A 3,049-nucleotide genomic window follows, 5' to 3' on the forward strand; every position below is an offset into this window, starting at 1 on the left:
CCGTCAGAGCAAGGCCGCCTGAGGTTGAAAGTCCAGAAAAACGTCCGCACGCCCCATCATATAAATAATGGATCGCAAACACATCGCCGACGCTTCTGGTTTTGAGAAATAGGCCGCTTAAAATCAATCGGCTGCCACCGATCACAATGAACATTTGGGCAAGGTGCCATTGATAAGCTTGAAAGTGTAACAAGACGAAAATCAAAGTGGACAAAATCAAACCGATCCCGAGTGCGAGATGTTGTTTCAAATGCCACCAGCGGCTGCTCAACGTTGAAAAAATCAGCAGTAGGGATAAAGTCACCATTTCTTCGATGCCAACTTGCGGCAACATCGCAAACAATTGCATGATCAAGCCAGCATGTGCATTGCCCGCTGCTTGGTTTGTGACGATAGGAACTTGCAACATTTTGAGGATGAACACTGCCAGCAGGCCATAAACCATCATGCCAATAGTTGCCAAAGCGCCTTGCCACCAGCGTAAACGATGCGGATTTTTGCGACTCGCACCTGTGAAGGGCAACCGCAAATCATCAACAGTCAACCCTAACCCTTGGCGCCAAATCACGATCAACAGCGCCAATAAGCCAAACGTGGCATACAAGCCGAGGTTGGCAGAGTTAGGAAAATTCAGCACCCCAGAAACTGACACGACGGCGATGACAAAAATTGCAAAGCCAGACGCCATTAAGCGCTGATCAGAAACTTTCAAGTTCATCATCATGCGCACCTCCTAAATCAAGTGAAACCAAACTTGCAAGCCTAGTCCCAATGAAATCACGCCGAACGCAATACTATAGAAAATCGCAAACGAGGCGAACGCAGAGGTATTCTTGTTGCCTTTGGTTTTAAGCCGACGTAATTCCCCATAACTCACGTAAAGTTGCCAACCTGCTAACAACAAACAACCGATTGTGATCAAAATCCGTTCCATGGTGATGACCTCCTCCACGTTGTTGCTACAATGATGATACCGCTTTATCGGGTAAAAGTGAGGGGGTGCGCTAAACGTCGTGATTTGGGGGCTGAACGTCAAAAAAACCAAGCTGTCAGTGATGCACAGCTTGGCTTTTAACATTTTAGCGTTTGGAGAACTTCACCACGGCTTCACAGCGCGCAGTTTGTGGGAACATGTCGATGGATTGAATGTAATCCACGCGCCAGTCTTTGGTCAATTGGACCAAATCGCGAGCTAACGTCGATGGGTTACAAGAAATGTAAACAAAACGCTTTGGTTTCGCGCGATGCAAGGCTTTGATAAAACCAGCGTCCAGGCCGGCACGTGGGGGATCCACAATCACGGCATCAGCGCGGAAGCCATCTGCTAACCATTGCGGGAACACGTCTTCAGCTTTGCCTAAGACATAATGCGCATTTTCAATGCCGTTTAATTTAGCATTGGCGTTGGCATCATCGACGGCTTCGGGGATGGTTTCCATGCCGCGGACTTCTTTGGCTAAGTGCGCCAAGGATAAGCCGATGGTGCCGACCCCAGCATACGCATCGACTAAAGTTTCGTGCGGCTTGAGGTCTAAAGCATTGATGGCTTGTTGGTACAGGCGTTCCGTTTGTTCCGGATTGAGTTGTAAGAACGCTTGTGGCGACAGGCGGAATTCGCGCCCCATGATGGTTTCCATTAAATAAGGGGCGCCGGCTAATAATTCCGTCTTCGGACCCCAAACCATGGCGGTTTCACCTTTGTTGATGTTTTGTGAAACGGAAATCACTGCAGGGATGTCACGTGCGATGGCTTCAAGCAGTTGGTTTTTGTGCGGCAGTTTGGCGGAGTTGGTGACAATGGTCAATTGCGCTTGGCCTGCGGCATTTTCACGGACGACTAACGTTTTGACGATGCCTGATTTGTGCGCTTCATCATAAATTGGGACTTCCAGTTGTTCGAGTAATCCGCAAAGCTGATTGATGATTTGCATCGTCAAAGGTTTTTGGGTGGCAAACTCACTTAACGGCACTAAATCATGTGAGTTTGGGGCATACAAGCCAGCACGCACGTGACCGTCGATCAGCCGCACTTGAAATTGCGCTTTGTTGCGGTAGTGCAGGGGATTTTTAGCACCGAGCGTGGCGCGCAGATCATAATGTTGCCAACCAGCGGGCTTATATTTGGCTAGGGATTGGCTGACCACGTCGCGCTTGAAGTTCAGTTGCGCACCATAATCCATATGCCCGAGCTCCACACCACCGACTTTACCCCAGTTAGGATCGATGGGTTTGACGCGGTGTGGGGAAGGCGTTTTGATGCGGTGGGTCTTGGCTTCTAAGTAGCGGTCGTGAACTGCCGTGACTTCGGCGACGACCACTTCTTGCGGCAAAGCACCCACAACAAACGTGATTTTACGTTTGTAATAGCCGATGCCGTTACCATTGATGTCTTGGCGCTTGATGGTTAACGGGAAGCGCTGCCCGATTTTAATTTCGTCCATTTAGTCCTCCTGATAGCTGTATCTAGTGTAACCGATAAAGGGTGCGCTTGCACACTAATCTGGTATAATATAGCGGAAAGCAACAGGAGGAAACCCATGAAGATCTATTACAACAACGCAATGTCCAAGAAAATGACTGCCAATGTGTGGGTCAATGATAAACAATACAGCCTCGCGACGAACGATCACTTGGAACTCAACGTCAAGCGTGGTGACAAGGTGCAATACAAAGTCGGCAAATTCTCGGCCAAACGGTCGATCGATTTTCAATCCACCGGTGCAAGCTTCAGCATTGAACCGGACAAAAAGTTGCAAGGCATTTACATTGCGATCATGCTCGCGGTGTTGTTGCTTTTGTGGTATATGAAATCTGAGAACTCACCATTAGTGTATATCATTTTGATCGTGGCCATTGCCGGTTATGAAGCGGTGAACTATTTCCGCGGTTATATGGCAAGGCCGATGCATTAGGCGCCAATCGCAAAACAAAACCCTTGTCAGAATTTTTCTGGCAGGGGTTTTGTTTACCCAGCAGTGGCGGCTTGGGCATTCTTTTGGGTCTAAAATTTTTGGTGTTGAAGAGCACTTCAACGCCGGAAGTTTTAGGC

The 3,049-nt window shown here is 48.5% G+C and carries 4 protein-coding genes; 1 reads left to right on the forward strand and 3 read right to left on the reverse strand.

What is annotated here, in order from left to right; genetic code table 11:
• The 3 genes from FD01_RS06895 to rlmD all read right to left on the reverse strand — a co-directional run.
• On the reverse strand, positions 1–724 hold a 724-nt coding region (locus tag FD01_RS06895), incomplete at its 3' end, for a CPBP family glutamic-type intramembrane protease (protein WP_162257346.1).
• 9 nt (positions 725–733) lie between these two features.
• Positions 734–934 carry a hypothetical protein gene (locus FD01_RS06900; protein WP_054719901.1) on the reverse strand — a complete coding sequence of 67 codons (201 nt, stop codon included), beginning with the start codon at positions 932–934 and terminating at the stop codon, positions 734–736.
• Between the two features lie 145 nt (positions 935–1,079).
• Positions 1,080–2,441, reverse strand: a complete 1,362-nt coding sequence (gene rlmD / locus FD01_RS06905) for a 23S rRNA (uracil(1939)-C(5))-methyltransferase RlmD (RefSeq protein WP_054719898.1) — start codon at positions 2,439–2,441, stop codon at positions 1,080–1,082.
• Positions 2,442–2,537: 96 nt separating this feature from the next.
• Here rlmD and FD01_RS06910 point away from each other — a divergent pair, with 96 nt between their 5' ends.
• Positions 2,538–2,912 carry a hypothetical protein gene (locus FD01_RS06910; protein WP_054719895.1) on the forward strand — a complete coding sequence of 125 codons (375 nt, stop codon included), beginning with the start codon at positions 2,538–2,540 and terminating at the stop codon, positions 2,910–2,912.
• Positions 2,913–3,049: the final 137 nt, after the last annotated feature.

It is taken from the genome of Lacticaseibacillus manihotivorans DSM 13343 = JCM 12514 (genome assembly GCF_001435035.1).
GTDB classification, from domain to species: Bacteria; Bacillota; Bacilli; order Lactobacillales; family Lactobacillaceae; genus Lacticaseibacillus; species Lacticaseibacillus manihotivorans.

Bases quoted from the DNA above. Each gene is read 5' to 3' on its own strand.
- FD01_RS06900 (WP_054719901.1), bottom strand. From the start codon at position 934: ATGGAACGGATTTTGATCACAATCGGTTGTTTGTTGTTAGCAGGTTGG.
- rlmD (WP_054719898.1), bottom strand. From the start codon at position 2,441: ATGGACGAAATTAAAATCGGGCAGCGCTTCCCGTTAACCATCAAGCGC.
- FD01_RS06910 (WP_054719895.1), top strand. From the start codon at position 2,538: ATGAAGATCTATTACAACAACGCAATGTCCAAGAAAATGACTGCCAAT.